The following is a 2,910-nucleotide window of genomic DNA, read 5'->3' as shown; positions in this document are numbered from 1 at the left end:
ATATCGTCGTTTCCAAACGAATCCTGAGACCCAAAGCGTTTTATCGTTCCACTACCTTGGGCTCAGGGCTATCGCCTGTAGGATACGGTTTACCATACGACAATGGAAAGCTGCACTCGAGTGGTACAGCTCCTTAGTAGACGAAGCCTGGGGTGGAGGTACATGAAATTAAATTCGTGGGGATCCCTCAGACTCTGCCCCCATTTCTTTTAGCTAACAGTCACCACTGCTTTTTGTTTGGCTTCTTTAGAATAACGAAGCGCATCGTTGAGGTTTTCAAAAGCAAACACTTGGGGTATTTCTGCCAAACCTTCGCTTGCATAATACCTATCTAATACCTCTCTAATCCCACTCTGGGGCAAAGTCTGGTGTGGCCTGACGATCGCCGCAGTCTAGTGCGTCAATTTTTGCAATGTCTTCTGCGTCAAGCGTTAGCTCAAGTGCTTTGAAATTGGTTTCCAAGTTCTTACGTTTGGTAGACGATGGAATAGTCACAAGGCCGTTGGCAAGCTCCCAAGCGACTACCACTTCAGCCGCGCTCACCCCATGCTTCTCTGCAATGGCAACAATGGTGTCGTCTTTTAACACTTTGCCTACGGCAAATGGCATGTAGCCGGTAACAACAATGCCATGTTTTTCACACGCAGCTCGCACCTTAGTGTTGGTCAGATATGGATGAACTTCAACTTGGTTAGTGGCAATAACACCTTCACCTAAAATACCTACGGCTTGTTCAACTTGAGCCACCGTAAAGTTAGAAATGCCGATTTCTTTGGCAAGGCCTAACGTTTTCACTTTTAGTAACTCACCTAAGTATTCTTCCATGCTTTCACCGTTTTCTGGTGACGGCCAGTGAATAAGCAGTAGGTCTACGTAATCTAGCTGAAGTTTCGCCAAGCTTTCTTTTACGCTGTCAACAAAGCTCGCTTTGTTTAGCTTATCGTTCCACACTTTGGTGGTAACGTATAAATCTTCACGTGCTACGGCACTGTCTTTAATAGCCCGGCCCACGGCTTCTTCATTGCCATAGATTTGTGCGGTATCAATGTGGCGGAAACCTACTTCTAGCGCCATCGTCACGCTGTTATATGCTTCTTCGTCTTTTAAACGAAATGTGCCTACTCCCAGAGAAGGAATTTTAGTCTGCGACTGATTTACGTTAGGCATAATGCCTCCTTGTTAATTTCCGTTACCAATGAAAATGCGGTAGCACGTGCTCAGCAATTCGCTGCATTGCGTCTTCAACCGGCAGCGTATTTCGCCTGAAGTGAAGGCCAATATGGTTAACGCCCGCGCTTTTCATTGCCTTAAGTTCTTTGATAAGCCCGTTTACGCCAGTTTCAACCCCGAATCGGTGGCGTTTTATCGGCGCTTCGTCGTCTTCAACCAAATTAAGGTGGATAAAGCTAACGTAGGGTTTATTACCTGCAACTTCCCGCCATAAGGCTACGCGTTTAATGTGATCGCTTATCTAAGTAACCGCTGTACCTTGTTACCACTAACGCAGACACAGAAATAGCAGCGCCTATCCATGCGGTATCAGATAGCTCCATGCCCTCTACAATGGCACCGCCAACAATTGAACCTACCGCAATACCAATGTTGAACGCTGCAATGTTTAGCCCTGAAGCCACATCTACCGCATTTGGTGTGAATTTTTCAGCCAGCTGCACAACATATACTTGCAGGCCAGGTACGTTTCCAAATGCAAATGCACCCCACACTAGAATAGTAATTACTGCAGCAATTTTGTGACCCATGGTGAAGGTGAGGGCGAACAAAATAATGGCTAGAGCGCTGAAGATAATAGTGAGCGCGCGAATAGGGCCTTTTTTATCAGCTAATTTACCGCCATAAATATTTCCAACAGCAACTGAGGCACCGTAAACCAGCATGATCAAGCTAATCGCAGAAGGCGCAAACCCTGATTCTTGTTGCAAAATAGGCGCAAGGTAAGTGAACGCGGTAAAGGTGCCGCCGTAACCTAAAATGGTCATTAGGTATACCAAAACTAAACGGGGCTGAACCAATACTTTCATCTGCTCGCTTAACGTAGCAGGCTTACTTTGTTTTAAGTTATTTGGCACAAGTAACGCGCTGCCAATAAGCGCAATAGTGCCTAAAGCAGATACCACTAAGAATGTGGCTCTCCATCCATAGCTTTGTCCAATCCATGTGCCAAGCGGTACACCTGTTACCAAGGCAACGGTAAGGCCAGTAAACATAATGGCAATGGCGCTGGCTTCTTTTTCTTTAGCAACCAAGCTGGTGGCGATAGTAGAGCCAATTGAAAAGAACACACCATGGGCAAGGCCAGTTAAGATACGCGCCAGTATTAGGCTTTCGTAACTAGGTGCTTGCCAGGCAAGAATATTACCGGCAACAAACAAAGCCATAAGGCTTAACAGTACGTGTTTTCTGTTCCATTTACCGGTTAACGCAGTTAATACGGGCGCGCCAATGGCTACGCCCACAGCGTAAAGGCTAACGAGTAATCCCGCGCTGGGTAGGGTTACGCCAAGATCTGACGCTATCGTGGGCACTAACCCCACAATCACAAATTCGGTAGTACCAATAGCAAACGCACTTAACGTTAACGCAAATAATGCAATAGGCATTGTTAATCCTCACAAAGATGGCTCAAAAGAGCTGTTATTTAAGTTCATACAGTGTGACGATAATTTTGTTTGCGAAAAACAGCACTAATGACAAAACACTTTTGCGATTTTTGAAAATATAAATGGTGGGGTTAGAGTCTGAGGTATCCCCACAAATAATATAGCAAAATCAGTGAGATAAAAAAGAAGGGAACATTCATGGCGTTTGGTGATCAGATCAATCGCCAAACATCACTGAGACCAAACAGCCATGAATGCCCTATCTATTGTGAACAAAGTCGTATCGCTTGTC

Annotated in this window: 3 protein-coding genes; all 3 read right to left on the bottom strand. The window is 45.4% G+C overall.

Annotated elements, in window-relative coordinates; translation table 11 throughout:
* Positions 1-342 precede the first annotated feature (342 nt).
* Positions 343-1,167, bottom strand: a complete 825-nt coding sequence (dkgB, locus tag C7Y69_RS21305; protein ID WP_126874096.1) for a 2,5-didehydrogluconate reductase DkgB — start codon at positions 1,165-1,167, stop codon at positions 343-345.
* Between the two features lie 22 nt (positions 1,168-1,189).
* On the bottom strand, positions 1,190-1,390 hold the full coding sequence (locus C7Y69_RS21300) for a hypothetical protein (RefSeq protein ID WP_260563947.1): 201 nt from the start codon (positions 1,388-1,390) through the stop codon (positions 1,190-1,192).
* Between the two features lie 64 nt (positions 1,391-1,454).
* Complete coding sequence (locus C7Y69_RS21295) at positions 1,455-2,618, bottom strand: MFS transporter (RefSeq protein ID WP_126874095.1); 1,164 nt, start codon at positions 2,616-2,618, stop codon at positions 1,455-1,457.
* Positions 2,619-2,910: the final 292 nt, after the last annotated feature.

The sequence above is a fragment of the Alteromonas sp. KS69 genome, assembly GCF_003989595.1.
In the GTDB taxonomy this organism is placed as follows: Bacteria; Pseudomonadota; Gammaproteobacteria; order Enterobacterales; family Alteromonadaceae; genus Alteromonas; species Alteromonas naphthalenivorans.
Note: the sequence above shows the minus strand (reverse complement) of the source record. Positions and strands in the feature narration are given on the sequence as shown.

Bases quoted from the DNA above. Each gene is read 5' to 3' on its own strand.
- C7Y69_RS21295 (WP_126874095.1), bottom strand. From the start codon at position 2,618: ATGCCTATTGCATTATTTGCGTTAACGTTAAGTGCGTTTGCTATTGGT.
- dkgB (WP_126874096.1), bottom strand. From the start codon at position 1,167: ATGCCTAACGTAAATCAGTCGCAGACTAAAATTCCTTCTCTGGGAGTA.